A 14,339-nucleotide genomic window follows, 5' to 3' on the forward strand; every position below is an offset into this window, starting at 1 on the left:
GTGGGCGGTTCCTGAAATTTCTATTTGCGCGCAGCGAGCAGCAGGAACATCGGACGGCGCGTCTCATCCCTCATGTCGGGATATTGCTCCAAGGCCTCTTGCGAAGGACCAGGCTCGGCTACGTCCGCAATGCGGAATCCGGCCTTAGCGAGAGCATTCATAATCGTCGATAAGGTGCGGTGATACTTGACGACGTCGGAGTCCAGAAAACGGGCGATACGCGGCCCCTCGTCCTGATAGCCGTCGACCGGCCAGTGCAGCCGCTCTCCCGCTGGGCCGTAATGCCAGTCCTGTGCGGCTACGGCCGTAAAGACCGGATGCTCCATGGACAGGACAAAGCTTCCGCCCGGAGCCAGGCTTTCGTAAATCTTGCGGCAGGCCCCCGCGAAATCCTCTATATAATGGAGCGCAAGCGAGCTGATGACGACGTCGAACTCTCCGGGCTCAAAGGAAATATCTTCGATCGCCGCCCGGCGGTAGGTGATCGCGGCATCCTCGTTAAACGATTTCGCGCGCGCGATCATTTTCTCCGATATGTCGATCCCAAGAACGGAACGGGCGCCCCGCTCCCGCGCATAGCGGCAGTGCCAGCCATAGCCGCAGCCTAGATCCAGCACCCTCTTGTCCTCCATGTCCGGAAGCATGGTGCGCAGGACATGCCATTCCCCTGCCGCCTCCAGACCGCCGATGGAACGGGCCATCCGACTGTATTTATCGAAAAAGTCCGGGTCATCGTATTTATTTTGCTTCATAGCGTTTCCACTCTCCCTTTTATCCTCCAGCTTTCTCAGGCCTATTCGAAGGCACTTTTACAAAATGAGTATAACCTCTCTCTTACCATATCGGCATGTTTCTCTGGCAGCCTATAGCCTATAACCCATAGCCTTACGGCTTCCCCGGTTTTTTTGTCCTGGCGACGGACGGCCGCCATTGAATAAGCTTCACCAGCTGCTCCTGCATGTAAGCCGGGGAGTAAGGCAGACCATTCTCAATCCAGTAGAAAATCAGTCCAAGCAGCGCATGATTCGAATAAACGGACAGCAGCTCGACATTTATGCCCTCCAGAGTCGGATGCTCCAGCTCATCCCTTGAAATCTGCTGAATGGCACTGAACATTTTCTCTCTCAGATGGGAATGCGCGTTGCTCTTCAGCAGCAGGGTGTAAAGCTCGGCATGCTGCTGAATATGCTCGAATATTTTCACCGAATGGGCCGGCAGCTCGTGAATGCGGAAATACTCCTCGTTCTCGTAAGGAGCACGGAACGATTGCAGCAGCTCCACGATCAGACCGCGAATAATATCGTCCAGCAAAGCTTCTTTGCTGTCGTAATGCGAGTAGAAGGTCCCGCGGTTATAATCGGCAAGCTCCACGATCTCCGTAATGGAGATGTCATCGAAATCCTTATGCTTCATAAGCGTGAGCAGCGCCTGCTTTAACGCCTCCCTGCTGCGGATCACCCGGCGGTCGACCGCTTTGCTAGGATGATTGGGCATGCCATCCCTTCCTTTTTCCAAAAAGTTTTTTTCAACAAACGGCGGCCGTTTGTTCGTTAACGCACATTTCATAAGGTTTTACTGATTGAGGCTTGCTCCACGGCTTTATTATACTAAAAACAAACAGCTGTATTCATAACCAACAGCTGTTGAAAAACATTTTTTATTCCTTCGCAGGAAGGACATGCATACAAACCAATTGAAACCGGGAGGAATTAACGATGAGACTATCGGGTAAAGTTGCAGTTATTACAGGCGCGGCTTCGGGTATGGGCAAGGCGATTGCCGAGCTGTATGCCGCGGAAGGAGCAAAGGTGGTCGTATCCGACCTTCGCGTGGATACCGCTCAAACCGTTGTTGACGGAATTGAGGAAAAAGGCGGTACGGCGGTTGCCGTGGCAGCCAACGTTGCGAAGGAGGAAGATGTACAGCAGCTGATCGATGCGGCGGTAGATAAGTTCGGCACGGTCGATATTCTCGTCAACAACGCCGGCATTATGGACAACTTTGTTCCTGCCGCCGATCTGACGGACGAGCTGTGGGAGCGGATCTTCGCGATCAACACGACAGGCCCAATGCGGACCATCCGCAAAGTGCTTCCCCTCTTCCTGGAGAAAAAAGCAGGCGTTATCGTGAACATCGCTTCCGCCGGAGGTCTGTTTGGTTCCCGCGCAGGCGCGGCTTACACCGCCTCGAAGCACGCCGTTGTTGGTCTGACGAAAAACGTCGGCTTCCAATACGCCACGCAAGGCATCCGTTGCAATGCCATCGCTCCCGGCGGCGTAAATACGAATATCGGTACCTCGATCAATGCGCCAAGTCCGTTTGGCATGGAACGCGCAATGGTTGGCATTCAGGTGAATCCTCGCGCAGGCGAGCCTGAGGAGATTGCAAAGGTTGCTCTGTTCCTGGCTTCCGATGACGCAAGCTTCGTGAACGGCACCGTAGTTACGGCCGATGCAGGCTGGACGGCTTACTAAAAAATCTTGTTATCAAACAAGCGTCAGCCGATGAGGCTGGCGCTTTTATTTTACACTTCAATATAATCGAGAAACTTCCGGGCCAGCCGCTGCTGGCTGCCTTTCTTCGAATAGATGCCGCCAAACGTGCCGCTTGCATCCAGCCGATACCCGGCCAGCGGTACCGCAGCAATCCTTCCGCTCTCCACATACGGATCGTCTCTCAGCATAAGGCTGGACATCAGACTGATCCCAAGGCCCTCCGCGACGCTTCGCTTTATGACCTCGGGGTTGGTTGTCGTAAAAATAACGTTAATCCCGCCGCATACCTGATCGATATCCTCCGTCACCCCATCCCAGAAGCTGCTTGCCGACATAATAAACGCATGATTGGCCAAATCCTTCAGCATAAGCTCCTTATTAAGCGCCAACACCGAATCCCGGGGTACGATGACTTGCAGCTCCCCTTTGTATTGAAAGGAGTGGAAGGCAATCGGCTCGTCCGGCAGTCCGTCGCTGGTATATGGATTAAGCGAGATTAATCCCAGGTGAGCTTTGTCATGGACGATTCGGTCAATGACTACCCGACTCTCCAGCTCGATGACCATCACCTTGATTTGGGGAAAGTCCTTCTTGAAGCTTGCCAGCGCCTTGGGCAAAAAGGTCATGCTCAAGCTCGGAATCGTCGCGATGACCAGCTCGCCCTTATAAACGGACGTAATCGACTGCACCTCTTCTTTAATCTCGTCGACCTTCATCAGAATTTCGAGCACCTTCTTGATGATCGTTCTCCCGTCTTCGGTCGGCACGGTTCCATTACGGGAACGCTTGAAGAGCGGAATGCCGATTTCCTTCTCCAGGAGCGAGATGGACTGGCTGATCGCGGATTGGGACACATGAAGATTTTGCGCGGCCAGCGACATGGAATTCGTCTCGAATACTTCCTTCACATATTCCAATTGTTCGATATTCATGGACTTTCCTCAGTTCTTTATATTAGCGTTGCTTATATTACCATCAACAATAGATGGTATGCCATCTGAATCCATTATATTATAATCGACCTCACGTGAGAAAAGTGGAGTGTGAGGCATTTATGAATGCGAAGCAAGACGGCAGCCGGTTCTGGTTCGTTATATTGGCGATCTTTTTCGGCAACTTCTCTTCGATCTTGAATTCGGGAACGGTAACGGTTGCCCTGCCCTTCATGATGAAGGATCTTCATTCGGATCTGAACGATACGCAGTGGGTAACGACCGGCTTTATGCTCGCCATGGGTTCAATAGCCCCTATCGTTGGTTACCTGGGGGATAAAATCAGCTATAAGCGTCTTTATATGTTCTCGTTAGTCGGCTTTCTCCTATGTTCGATCTTATGCGGCTGCTCTTGGAATATCGGTTCCCTTGTCCTCTTCCGGATTTTGCAGGGCTTGTTCTGCGGGGCGATTCTGCCGGCAACGTTAACGATCGTTTATCAGGCGGTTCCGGCGGAAAAGCAAGCGCTTGGCGTCAGTCTATGGAGCGTGGCCAGCATGTTTGCCCCTGCCATTGGCCCAACCCTTGGCGGCCTGCTGACGGAGTATTACGGCTGGAAGGCCATCTTCTTCATGAACATCCCGCTTGCGCTATTGGCGATCGCGCTGGCTTCCCGTTACCTGCCGATGCAGCAGGCCAACAAAGGCAGCTCCCTGGATATAGCGGGGCTGCTCACCGCCGTAACGGGCAGTACGGCCCTAATGATGTATTTCACGCAAGGAAATAAAATCGGCTGGTTTTCCGGCTGGGCAATTCTATGGATTACGCTTGGCGTAGTCAGCATGGCCTTGTTCGTCTGGCGGGAGCTGACGGCGAAAGCGCCTCTCCTTAATCTCCGGATTTTCCAGTACACGACCTTCACCTTTGGCATTGTCGTCAACTGTATTCTGACGATCGGCTTGTACGCGGGCGCCTTCCTGCTGCCGATCTATATGGAAAATGCCCTTGGCTCATCCTCCTTGACGGTGGGGCTTATGATGCTGCCGGGCGCTCTGCTTATGATAGGCGCGTCTCTATTGTCGGGGCGTCTTCACGGGAAAATCCGTCCGGAATATCCGCTGCTTGGCGGCGCTTTTCTGCTGATCATCGCGACATGGGCGTTCAGCCGTCTATCCCTGACAACGTCCTATGCGTTTATCATCGGGTGGATGATTTGCCGTTATGTCGGGCTGGGCTTCTCGTCTCCGAATATCATGACGCTCTCGATGAGCGCTATTCCGAAGGAGTCTACCGGGCATGCTTCCGCGATTACGAACTGGCTGCGACAGGTTATCGCATCCTTCGCAATCGGCATATTCAGCTCCGTTTACTCGGTCCGGACGCAGACGCATTTCACGGAGCTTAGCTCAAGCGGCGCGGTGAACACCTCCCTGCAGGAGACCGCCTCCGTCCTCGCCATGAACGATACGTTTATCGCGGCTTGTATCGTTACGGTTGTTGCGATTCCGTTTATTCTTGTTCTGAGCTCCCGCTCCAGGAGCAGCGGTAATAAAGCAGCTTCGACCGTATCCAAATAATATCGGAAAACCCCTCTATATCCGTATAGAGGGGCTTTCGGCATTTGAAAATGATATAATTCACCTTATACAAGCCCGCGTGGAGCAGGAGGTAAAGCCGTTGTTTCGGATTATGATCATTGAAGACGACGAGAAGATTCGGCGGATTGTCGCCGACGCATTACGCAAATGGCAGTATGAAGTCATCGAGCTGACGTCCTTCGAAAACGTGCTTGGCGAGTTCGAGGCCGCGCAGCCCCATTTGGTGCTGCTTGATGTCAATTTGCCCGTGTTTGACGGGTTTTACTGGTGCCAGCAAATCCGCATGGCTTCGAAGGTGCCGATTATTTTCATTTCGTCCCGCAATCAGAATATGGACGTCATCATGGCGATTAATATGGGCGGAGACGACTTCGTGCAGAAGCCGTTCGACCTTGGCGTGCTGGTGGCAAAGGTGAGCGCGCTGCTCCGCCGCAATTATACGTATCAGGACGACAACCTGCAGATGTCGCACCGGCAGCTTGTTTTCCATTTGTCGAATTCCTCCGTGCAGCACGGGGAGCGAACGGCTGAGCTGTCGCGCAACGAATTTATTATCCTCCAGACGATGATGCGCAGCATCGGCAAGATCGTCTCGCGCGATGACCTGATGCAGGTGCTGTGGAACGACGAGCAGTTCATCGATGACAATACCTTGACCGTTAACGTCAACCGGCTGCGCCGCAAAATCGCGCTGCTTGGGCTCGAGGATTTTATCGCGACCCGCAAAGGAATGGGGTATATCATCGAATGAGCTTCTGGCGATTCCTGAAATACGAACGGCCTTATTATTTGTTGTATGGCATCGCATTTCTGCTTACGGTTGCGGTATTCGCAACGGATCCGCAATCTTCCTGGCACTGGCCGACGTTCTTCTACGCGCTAACGCTGGTTGCGCTCGGGCTTGCCGCTTTTACCGCCTACCGCTATACGCGGAACCTGCAGGCGATCCGCCGGATGCAAAGCGAGGACGCCGAGCCTTTGTCGCTGGAGGCCGAGGCTTACCGGGATACGCTGGAGGAATCGGGCATCGCCCATATCCGTTCCTTGAACGAGGTTCAAGCGCGGCAGAAGGAATATTACGACTTCATCATCTCCTGGTTCCATGAGATCAAGACGCCCATTTCCGTACTCCGCCTGATGCAGCAGACCGAGGTTGATCCGCAAAGCCTGAACGAGGAGCTGTCGAGGATCGAGCATTATGTGGATCAGGCTTTGTATTACGCGAAGCTCGACAGCTTCAATCAGGACTACGAGATGGTGAACTGCGATCTGGAGCCGCTCGTCAAGAATGTCATCAAAGCCCATTCCAAGTCTTTTATCTCGAAAAGAATCCGCGTTCGGCTCGACCTTCCGTTCACCGTCGTCCAAAGCGATTCCAAATGGCTGCTGTTCATTATTAACCAGATCATAACGAACAGCCTGCAATATACAAGGGATCATGGGGAGATCAGCGTGAAGGCCTCGGAAACGAACGAGGAGAGGCTGCTGATCCTTCGGGATAACGGCATCGGCATCGATGCCAAGGATATGCCGCGCATCTTCAATAGGGGATTTACAGGATTAAACGGCCGCACGCATGCCAAGTCGACCGGCATGGGGCTATACCTGGCCCAGGAGCTGTCGAGGAAGCTGGGGCATTACATTACCTGCGAGTCCGCACCGGGCAGCGGCTCGGTGTTCACGATTCATTTTCCAAAGCATCATGATCCTTATTTGGATACGCTTCAGCGGAAAGAGTAAAGGAAGACAAAGGGCTGCCCCAAAACGTCATGAGTTGACGACGGGGCAGCCCTTTCGCAAGTTAAGGGTTCTGATTAATAATCCGGTAATACAGATTGGCCGACGAGATGTAGAACACCAGATAGATGAAGAAGAATACCCCGATAATGCTCCACACGATGCCCGGCAGCTCCGGGAAGTCCGTTACCGAGTCGAGAATGTAATACTTGATAATCGTCCAGCTGTATAACATCCCCAGCACGATTGGGGGCAGGAAGACAAACAGCAGCTGCTTGCGGATGACGCTGCGGAACTGGCGGTTGTGGATGCCCATTTTGCGCAGGATGGCGTATTGGAGTCTTTCGTCGGTGGCTTCGCGCAGCTGCTTGAAGTAGATGACGCTCGCCAGCGCGAAGGTAGCGATCAGAGCCAGGAAGCCGGCGGCAAACAGCAGCAGGGACGAGCTCTCGATCTGCTTCGAATAGATATCCGCAAACGAGGAGTAATAGGCCTCTTTGTCTTGGGAGACAACAAGGGCATGAACCTGCTCGGATAATTCCTCCGCGTTTTTAGCGTCCGCCAGCCCGTAAATCTCGAAGCCTTTTTTATCCATCGCGCCGCCGCTTAGCTGCCCGTAAGCCTCGTCCGAGATGACAAACACCGGCGGCTTCTTGTCCATGGACAGGACCGGGTCGGTTGCCCAGCCGAGGTAGGCATAGTCCTTTTTCTCCACGATCGTAAACGTCTTCTCGCCATCCGCTTTCACCTTGAAATCGGGCATCTCTCCAGCGGCGTAACGCTTCGGAAAGTCGGAGCCTTGCGCGAGGGCGACAGCCTCCAATCCCTTCAGCTCTACCTTCTGCTTATCGCCCCGCAGACCGATTAGTTCATTGTAGTCCTTCTGGGAGATCAGCCATAGGCCGGGAACGTAATACTCCGGGTTGTCGAAAGCGATGCCACGGTCCGTCAGCGGTTCCGCAACCAGCACTTCGGGCTTCAGATGATAGTTAATAGCATGGCCGGAGCCTTTGATCAACTCGTCAATCTTCTCATTGGCCGCCGGATCGAGGGATTCATACGCGATTGCATTGGGTACGTTCATGCCAACCGCCTCGAATTGCACCTTGTAGTTGATCGTCACGAAACAGAGCAGCATCACAATGACCGCGCTGAACAAGGAGATAAACGTCAGGTTGAGCGTGTTGCCCCGGATTTGAAAACGGAGCGAGGACGTCCACAACACGGTGTTGCCTTCATGGTACTTGCGCCCGCGGCTGATTAGCTGAAGCAGCCATCCGGCAAATTGGCGGAAGAAAAGATACGTGCCGCCAACGATGCCTATGGCCGTGGCAATTAAGCTAAAGACCCCGTAATCCTGCCAAACGGCGGAATATTGTCCGCTGCAGATAAGAAACAAAGCGAGGCCGATCAGCAGAACGGCCAGAACCGCCATGACAGGGGACACGCGGACCGGCTTCTCCGCCTTTTGCTTGGCATGGAACAGCTCCGTCAGCTGCACGCGGTTAACCAGAATGTAGCTTTGAACGCTGACGATCAACGCGATCAATAGAATAACACCTGCCGCCGTAGCCATTGCTCCAATCGGGAAAGACAGCGAGATGACCTGATCGTATTGCATCAGATTCATAAGCAGCATGCCGAACAGCTTCGAGAGCAGCCCGCCGAGCAAAATTCCGACAACCAGCGAGATCGCGCCCATTACAAGCGTCTCGTAGAAGATCATCCGTACAAGCTGCCGTTCGTTCAGGCCGTACAGGAGATACATGCCGAACTCTTTCTTCCTCTGCCGCATGAAGAACGAGTTTGCATACAGGATAAAGAAAATAATGAACAGGAAGATGACGACGGACGCAATCGCTACCCCGGTCTGGAACAGCTCCCGGTTCTGCAGCGCGTCGATAATGTCTTTGTTGTACATGAGCGACGAAAACGTATATTGGATAATAACGCCGATAATCATGGACATCAGATAGATGGAGTACAGACGGAAGTTGCGTTTGACATTGCGGATCGTCAGATCGAACAGGCTCATCGCAGCTTGCCTCCTAGAAGGCTTTGCGTCTCCAGAATGCGTTCATAGAAGGTCTTCTGGCTCTGCTCGCCCGCGTAAATCTCGCTTACGACCGCTCCGTCCCTTAGGAAAATAACCCGCTTGCAGTAGCTCGCCGCATAGCTGTCATGCGTAACCATCAGGATGGTTGTGTTAAAGGCCGCGTTTAGCGATACAAGCTGCTCAAGCAGTTGGGTCGCCGAACGCGAATCAAGCGCACCCGTCGGCTCATCGGCAAATACGATCGCCGGCTCCGTTATAATCGCCCGCGCCGAGGCTGCGCGCTGCTTTTGCCCGCCGGAGATCTCGTTCGGATATTTCTCGAGCAGCCCTTCAATGTGGAGCGCTTCAACGATCGGCTTAAGCCGCGCCTCCATATCCGCCGCCTTGTACTGGCGCAGCGACAGGGGCAGCAGGATATTCTCCTTCACCGTCAGCGTGTCGAGCAGATTGTAGTCTTGGAAAATAAACCCCATCCGCTCCTGGCGAAATTGCCGAAGCGACTTTTTCTTCATATCAAGCAGCGACTTCCCCTCAATCCATACCTCGCCGCCGCTGAGCTGATCAATCGTGGAAAGCACGTTCATCAGCGTGGATTTGCCCGATCCCGAAGGCCCCATAATCGCCGTAAGCTCGCCGGGCTGAACCGTCAAATCAATGTTTTTCAATACGGGGGTTGCCCCGTAGCTCTTTGATAAATTTTTCGTCTGGATAACCGTCTCCATCTCAAAGCTCCTCTCCTCTTTCTATCTTTAATATAGACAGATCGGAGAGAGGCATCCATCGAAGTAAGATCGTTCCAGGTGACGTTTTTGTCACGATGGCGGTCCGGCGTCCCTCCAAGCTCGCAACGCTAGATAAAGAATTTGCCGCCCTCATGACCGGACGGCAACCTCTGCTCTAATTCGATTTCTTCCCGATAATCTTGCTCAGCGCATCCGCCCACAGCTGGTAGCCCTGCTCCGTCAGGTGGCAAGTATCGAAAGCAATCTCGCGCGGCAGCGTTCCGTCTTCGTCCAGCATCGACGGCCCGATATCGAGGAAGATCAGTCCCAATTCAGCGGCAAGCTCCCCGTACAGCTCGTTCATCCTGCCAATCAGCTTGCGGCGCGGATCCTCCGGAGACTCCTCGCGCGGGAATACCGCCATGAGAATAATCTTCGCGGAAGGGGCATGCTGGCGAACGCGTTCAACAACCGCGCGCACACCGTCGCGGACCTCCTCGGCCGTGCTGGAACGGGCGTTTTCGGTATCGCTTGTATTATTCGTGCCGATATTAATAACCACCCACTCCGGAGAGAGCCCTTCGAACTGCCCGTTGTCCAGACGCCACAATACGTTTTGCGTCCGGTCCCACCCGAAGCCAAGGTTCAGAACCCGGCGGCCTGCAAACACGGACTCCCATGCTTGTCCCGTTCCATGCCGGCTTGAAGAGACCGGGAGCCCTCCCCAGAAATGCGTAATCGAATCCCCGATCAGGACGATTTCCGGATTAATCTCATGCTTGATCCGCAGCACCTGCTCATGCCGCTCCCACCAGTCGTAGCTGTCCTCCTCCAGCTTTGTCGCCGGAATAACGGCCGTATTCACCGTATGCGTTTTCATTAACTTGTTGCCTTCTGCTGCTGTCTTGGTCACTTGAATCACCCAGTCCCTATGATTTGACTCTATTATAGCGGAGCACGCGTCACTTCAACCACACAAAAAAAAGGCTGGACAGCCGCAAGTGGCAGCCGTTCAGCCCTTTTATATCATTCTTACGCTTTGTTCGAGGAACCGAACTCGCGGATTTTGCCGATAACCGTTTGTTTGATCGCTTCGCGGCCTGGAGCCAGGAATTTACGCGGATCGTATACGTCGGAATCTTTAGTCAGGATCTCGCGGGCAACCTTAGTGAACGCGATTTGGTTCTCTGTGTTCACGTTGATTTTTGCCGTACCACGAGCAATCGCTTTTTGGATATGCTCCGTAGGGATACCCGTACCGCCATGCAATACAAGCGGAAGCTTGATTGTTTGGCAGATTTCTTCCATTTCGGCAAAGCCCAGTTTAGGCTCGCCTTTGTAAGGGCCGTGAACGGAACCAAGAGCTGGCGCCAGGCAGTCGATGCCCGTGCGTTCAACAAGCTCTTTGCACTCTTTAGGGTCAGCGTAGATAACGCCTTCAGCGACTACGTCGTCTTCTTGGCCGCCAACTGTACCCAGCTCAGCTTCAACGGAAATGCCGCGCTCGTGAGCGTAAGCAACCACTTCGCTAGTGATGCGAACGTTCTCTTCGAACGGATCGTGCGAAGCGTCGATCATAACGGATGTGAAGCCAGCATCGATCGCTGCTTTACATTTGTCAACGCTGGAACCATGGTCCAGGTGGATGGCAACAGGAACCGTGATTTTCATTTCTTCGATCAGGGCTTTAACGATGTTTGTTACTACTTTGAAGCCGCCCATATAACGAGCTGCGCCTTCAGATACGCCCAGGATTACCGGGGATTGCTCTGTTTGAGCAGCGTCAAGGATCGCTTGCGTCCATTCGAGGTTATTGATGTTGAATTGACCAACAGCGTAACCGCCTTGCAAAGCTTTGTTCAGCATGTCTTTCATTGATTCCAATGCCATTGTTAAATCCTCCTCAGATAAATGACTAGACCTTTCAATCATACCCAATTCAACTGCTGTTATGCGGTTCCAACCGGCAGATCTATCGGCCCGAACGGAATGGGCGTATGTACTCGTTCACGTTCTCTTTAAGTCAATATGTTATCACAAAATTCGGCATAAGACTACCTATTGGAGGCCAAGCTCCTTTGTCGCAAGGCAAACCAGAGCTTTTTAAAAATTGTAAGCGCTATAATAGAAGCGATTAATATTAGCGCGAACCAGAAGGCGGCCGCCAGCCTCGGAAAGTCCTGAAAGGGTCCGCGATAGACGACAAAAACCGAGTCGCGGTACTGGAAATTGTCGTAATGACTATCCGTTCGAAACAGGCCTCTTACAAGTCTATTGTTCGTCAAAACAAGAATCGCTGCAAGGATCACCCCGAGTAATGCGCCCTGCCATACCGTTGCTTTCAGGCTCATCGTTTACCATTCCCCATCTTAAAAAATAATTACTTTTAACCTTCTGCTATTTTACCATTTTAAAACAAAGTTTTGTTGTTAGCCCACAGAAACAAGCTGCCGGCCCTTCGGGGACCGGCAGCTTGCTTCTGCATCTTCACTTAGATCTTCACCGGCATCAGCTGCTCGTCACGTTCTTTTTTCTTCGTCAGGGCAAAGTATAGGCAGGTCAGCATGACGAAAATAACAATGTAGTAGGCGAGCCGCCCGGCTTGCTGCCACATATGAGCGAAATCTCCGCTCGAGATCACATCCCTGTAGCCTCGGATGCTGTAGGTCATCGGAAGCCACGGGTTCATCGCCTGCGCCCAGCCCGGCAGCAGCTCGTAAGGGAACGTGCCCGCGCTGGAGACAAGCTGGAAGATCATAAGCAGCAGCACGACGAACCGCCCGGGATTATCAAGCCAGGTAACAAACGCCTGGACGGTGAACATAAAGGTAAAGCCGGTTAGGACGGTGTACAGATAGAACAGCGGCACGCTCTCTACCTTTAACCCCAGCACATACAAAATCACGGTGCTAAGAATAAGCGACTGGGCCAGGCTCATGATGCCGAAGGTGAGCAGCTTGCTCAGGAACAGCGGTAGTCCGTCCGCTTCTTCCGCGGCGGATTGCCTGGCCGAGAACATCGTCGTAAAAACAAGCGAGCCCGCGAATAAGGCCATCGACAGAAAATAAGGGGCAATCCCGTTCGCGTACAGCCTCACCTTGCGGTCGTCATTGGCCACAATCGTAACCGGCTCGGCAATCATCTGGATCGTCTTCTCGTCCGCCTTGAGACTGGCCGTCTGCTCGGCAGCGCTCGCCAGATTATCCGCCAGCTGCTGCGAGCCGCTTGCAAGCTTATCGGCACCGGTCTTCAGCTCGCCCGCCCCGGCTGCCAGCTGCGAAGCGCCGCTTGCAAGCGACGCGCCGCCGGCTTCAAACTGCGAGATGCCGGACTTCAGCTTCTCCGATCCTTGCGCCAGCTGCGCCGCGCCTTGTCCAAGCTGCTTGCTGCCCGATACAAAGGCCGGGAACCGGGCAGCCATTTGCGATAAGCCGTCTCGCAGCTGATCCTGCGCCGTCGCCAGCTGCGAGGCGCTTTGCAGCAGCTTGCTCTGGCCGGCGCTTAGCTGCTTGCCGCCGGCAAGCAGCTTCTGCTGCCCGGCATTCAAGGTGCGGCTGCCCGTTAGCAGCTTCTGCTGGCCCTTGCTCAGTTCCTTCGCACCGTCAGCTGCCGCTTGGCTTGCCGCAAGCAGCTTCTGCACCGCAGGATCGGCAGCCAGCTCGGCATTGCCGTCCGCCAGCTGCTTGAGGCCAGCGGCTATCTGTGCACTGCCGTCTGCCAGCGCATCGCTGGCGGCGGCCGATGCGGTCAGCCCCGTCTCCAGCTGCTTGCTTCCGGCCGCGGACTGCTGCAGACCGGCGTACAGATCATCGGCCCCACTCTTGGCGGACTGAATGCCGTCCTTCAGCTGCCCCGATCCATCCGCCAGCTTATCCGCGCCCTGCTTCAGCTGCGTTGCCGCCGCACCCAGCTGCGACGCCCCGGATGATAACGTTCCTGCGCTGCTACTCAGCTTCGACAGCCCCGCATTCAGCTCCGATGCCCCGCTTTCCAGCTGGCCGACACTGGCGCGAAGCTTGGCCGCACCGCCTGACAGCTCCTGCAGCTTGCTGCTTAGCGTCCCCGCGCCATTCTTTAGCTGCACCGCGCCATCATGCAGATCGGAAGCCCCGGCTGCCAGCCGGGATAAACCGCTCGAGAGCTCCGAGAATTGAGAAAGCATGCTTCTCGAATACGCCTCAGTCAGATTTTGCGACAGCTTGTTTCGCAGCTCCTTTGTCGCATTTTCGCTGATCTGCCCGGATATAAAGTTATAAAAGCTGTTGGATTCGAAGATTATATCCGCCTTCTGCGGCGATTCGCTTGTTAAGGAGGATGCATTCCCGGAGAAATTCTCCGGAATCGTAATCGTCGCGTAATACCGGTTGCTGACCATCCCCTCGCGGGCGGCCTGCTCGCTGACGAACCGCCAGTCGAAGGTTTCGTTCTCCTTCAGCTCCTTTACGAAATCCTCGCCGACATTCATCGCTTTCCCTTGATATTCCGCGCCTTTATCGAGATTGACAACGGCCACCGGCAGATCCTGAAGCTTCCCGTAAGGATCCCAGTTCCCCTTGATCAGGAATCCTCCGTACAGCATCGGCACGATTGATACGCCAAGAAACGTAATGATAAGCATCCTGTTTTTCAGAAAATAACCCAGGTCCTTCTTAAACACTCGAAACGGATTAGCCAATTCGGATCCATCCTTTATCTGTCATTCATTGTGCCCCTATTGTTTCCTGCGGCTTCCACTTCCATTCGACAGCTATTGCATTCGCCATCTTGTACACTTTAATAGAGGACTACATTACATTTTG

12 protein-coding genes are annotated in these 14,339 nt (G+C 53.8%); 4 read left to right on the forward strand and 8 right to left on the reverse strand.

The features are described from left to right. Positions 1–20: 20 nt before the first annotated feature. Both FHT67_RS23310 and FHT67_RS23315 read right to left on the reverse strand, forming a co-directional pair. On the reverse strand, positions 21–752 hold the full coding sequence (locus tag FHT67_RS23310; protein WP_167201471.1) for a class I SAM-dependent methyltransferase: 732 nt from the start codon (positions 750–752) through the stop codon (positions 21–23). A gap of 133 nt (positions 753–885) precedes the next feature. Beyond that, the gene (locus FHT67_RS23315) at positions 886–1,494 is read right to left on the reverse strand and encodes a TetR/AcrR family transcriptional regulator (protein WP_132308415.1); all 609 of its coding nucleotides are present in this window, start codon (positions 1,492–1,494) and stop codon (positions 886–888) included. A 221-nt stretch (positions 1,495–1,715) separates the two neighbouring features. Here FHT67_RS23315 and FHT67_RS23320 point away from each other — a divergent pair, with 221 nt between their 5' ends. After that, a complete protein-coding gene (locus FHT67_RS23320) occupies positions 1,716–2,474 on the forward strand; it encodes an SDR family oxidoreductase (RefSeq protein WP_132308413.1) in 759 nt (252 codons plus the stop codon). Between the two features lie 50 nt (positions 2,475–2,524). On the opposite strand, the gene FHT67_RS23325 is transcribed toward FHT67_RS23320, so the two are convergent. After that, a complete protein-coding gene (locus FHT67_RS23325) occupies positions 2,525–3,427 on the reverse strand; it encodes a LysR family transcriptional regulator (RefSeq protein WP_167201472.1) in 903 nt (300 codons plus the stop codon). Positions 3,428–3,549: 122 nt separating this feature from the next. Here FHT67_RS23325 and FHT67_RS23330 point away from each other — a divergent pair, with 122 nt between their 5' ends. The 3 genes from FHT67_RS23330 (at position 3,550) to FHT67_RS23340 (ending at position 6,765) form a co-directional block, all read left to right on the forward strand. Next, on the forward strand, positions 3,550–5,004 hold the full coding sequence (locus tag FHT67_RS23330; RefSeq protein WP_167201473.1) for an MDR family MFS transporter: 1,455 nt from the start codon (positions 3,550–3,552) through the stop codon (positions 5,002–5,004). Between the two features lie 100 nt (positions 5,005–5,104). After that, positions 5,105–5,776 (forward strand): response regulator transcription factor, encoded by a 672-nt coding sequence (locus FHT67_RS23335; protein WP_167201474.1) that lies wholly within the window; start codon positions 5,105–5,107, stop codon positions 5,774–5,776. After that, positions 5,773–6,765 carry a sensor histidine kinase gene (locus FHT67_RS23340; RefSeq protein WP_167201475.1) on the forward strand — a complete coding sequence of 331 codons (993 nt, stop codon included), beginning with the start codon at positions 5,773–5,775 and terminating at the stop codon, positions 6,763–6,765. The genes FHT67_RS23335 and FHT67_RS23340 overlap by 4 nt, the downstream gene beginning before the upstream one ends. A gap of 61 nt (positions 6,766–6,826) precedes the next feature. Here the strand turns inward: FHT67_RS23340 and FHT67_RS23345 are convergent, their stop codons facing one another. The 5 genes from FHT67_RS23345 to FHT67_RS23365 all read right to left on the reverse strand — a co-directional run bounded on the left by FHT67_RS23345 (position 6,827) and on the right by FHT67_RS23365 (position 14,197). Next, a complete protein-coding gene (locus tag FHT67_RS23345; protein WP_167201476.1) occupies positions 6,827–8,797 on the reverse strand; it encodes an FtsX-like permease family protein in 1,971 nt (656 codons plus the stop codon). Further along, on the reverse strand, positions 8,794–9,540 hold the full coding sequence (locus tag FHT67_RS23350; protein WP_132308401.1) for an ABC transporter ATP-binding protein: 747 nt from the start codon (positions 9,538–9,540) through the stop codon (positions 8,794–8,796). Before FHT67_RS23350 ends, FHT67_RS23345 begins: the two co-directional genes overlap by 4 nt. A 175-nt stretch (positions 9,541–9,715) precedes the next feature. Continuing rightward, positions 9,716–10,420 carry a GDSL-type esterase/lipase family protein gene (locus FHT67_RS23355; RefSeq protein WP_167201477.1) on the reverse strand — a complete coding sequence of 235 codons (705 nt, stop codon included), beginning with the start codon at positions 10,418–10,420 and terminating at the stop codon, positions 9,716–9,718. Positions 10,421–10,572: 152 nt separating this feature from the next. Continuing rightward, entirely contained in the window at positions 10,573–11,430 is an 858-nt protein-coding gene (locus FHT67_RS23360) for a class II fructose-bisphosphate aldolase (protein ID WP_132308397.1), read from the reverse strand. A gap of 601 nt (positions 11,431–12,031) precedes the next feature. Then, positions 12,032–14,197, reverse strand: a complete 2,166-nt coding sequence (locus FHT67_RS23365) for a YhgE/Pip family protein (RefSeq protein WP_347880117.1) — start codon at positions 14,195–14,197, stop codon at positions 12,032–12,034. Positions 14,198–14,339: the final 142 nt, after the last annotated feature.

It is taken from the genome of Paenibacillus sp. BK720 (assembly GCF_011761545.1).
In the GTDB taxonomy this organism is placed as follows: domain Bacteria; phylum Bacillota; class Bacilli; order Paenibacillales; family Paenibacillaceae; genus Pristimantibacillus.

What these genes read in the sequence shown, in the direction of transcription:
- FHT67_RS23345 (WP_167201476.1), bottom strand. Translation starts at nt 8,797, where the DNA reads ATGAGCCTGTTCGATCTGACGATCCGCAATGTCAAACGCAACTTCCGT.
- FHT67_RS23340 (WP_167201475.1), top strand. Translation starts at nt 5,773, where the DNA reads ATGAGCTTCTGGCGATTCCTGAAATACGAACGGCCTTATTATTTGTTG.
- FHT67_RS23315 (WP_132308415.1), bottom strand. Translation starts at nt 1,494, where the DNA reads ATGCCCAATCATCCTAGCAAAGCGGTCGACCGCCGGGTGATCCGCAGC.
- FHT67_RS23355 (WP_167201477.1), bottom strand. Translation starts at nt 10,420, where the DNA reads ATGAAAACGCATACGGTGAATACGGCCGTTATTCCGGCGACAAAGCTG.
- FHT67_RS23310 (WP_167201471.1), bottom strand. Translation starts at nt 752, where the DNA reads ATGAAGCAAAATAAATACGATGACCCGGACTTTTTCGATAAATACAGT.
- FHT67_RS23330 (WP_167201473.1), top strand. Translation starts at nt 3,550, where the DNA reads ATGAATGCGAAGCAAGACGGCAGCCGGTTCTGGTTCGTTATATTGGCG.
- FHT67_RS23360 (WP_132308397.1), bottom strand. Translation starts at nt 11,430, where the DNA reads ATGGCATTGGAATCAATGAAAGACATGCTGAACAAAGCTTTGCAAGGC.
- FHT67_RS23325 (WP_167201472.1), bottom strand. Translation starts at nt 3,427, where the DNA reads ATGAATATCGAACAATTGGAATATGTGAAGGAAGTATTCGAGACGAAT.
- FHT67_RS23320 (WP_132308413.1), top strand. Translation starts at nt 1,716, where the DNA reads ATGAGACTATCGGGTAAAGTTGCAGTTATTACAGGCGCGGCTTCGGGT.
- FHT67_RS23350 (WP_132308401.1), bottom strand. Translation starts at nt 9,540, where the DNA reads ATGGAGACGGTTATCCAGACGAAAAATTTATCAAAGAGCTACGGGGCA.